The organism is Rhodanobacter sp. FW106-PBR-R2A-1-15 (assembly GCF_058789735.1).
In genome coordinates this window covers 1-650 of record NZ_JBYTEM010000068.1, presented here as the reverse complement: position 1 = coordinate 650, position 650 = coordinate 1, and the positions used below count along the sequence as shown (strand labels likewise).

1 protein-coding gene is annotated in these 650 nt (G+C 71.2%); it reads right to left on the bottom strand.

The features are described 5' to 3' along the window. A partial coding sequence (locus AC3WTD_RS18520) for a penicillin acylase family protein (protein WP_492614662.1) occupies window positions 1-650 on the bottom strand: 650 nt, incomplete at both ends.

Here is a 650-nt window from a genome sequence, read left to right as displayed (position 1 = left end):
GGGTGGTCGCTCTGGCCGCCGGGCATGTTGAGGATGCCGCGGGCCTCCTGGCCGGGAGCCACGACCAGGTGCTCGGAGGCACCGAAGCCGGGCGCGGCGACGTGCGGCATGTTGTTGTCGCCGGAGATCGGCTGGTCGGGCATGTCGATGAAGTGGCCCAGCCACGATGGCAACGCGGCGGACAACGGGTGGCGGATGCCGGTGCGGTTTTGTTCGCCCCAGCTGCGCGCAGCGAGACCGCCGGGTTGCCGGCCGAGTTCGTCCGCCACCTGCTTCGCCGCGTCGATGAGCAGGGCATGCCAATCCGGATATTTCGGATCGAGCCATGCCGCCGGCTGCTGATGGACCAGGGCCCACACCGCCGCCTCGGCGCTGGTCTCGCGGGGCCAGCTGAAATCCGCGTAGCGCTGCTGCACCCGGGCGGCGAACGGCGCCAGCACCGCTTCGCCGACCTGGTTGCGGAAGGCGCGTACCAGGCGGTAATCGACGCTGTCGACGGCGGCCCGGCCGTGCCATGTGGCGGTGAGTTGGCGCAGCGGCTGCAGTGAAGGGTCGCGGCTGTCGGCCAGGGTGTCCTGCAGCAGGCGCTGCCAGCGGGCGAGGAACAGCGCACGGTCGTCGAGCTGGATGTCGAGCAGGGTGCCGGGGGT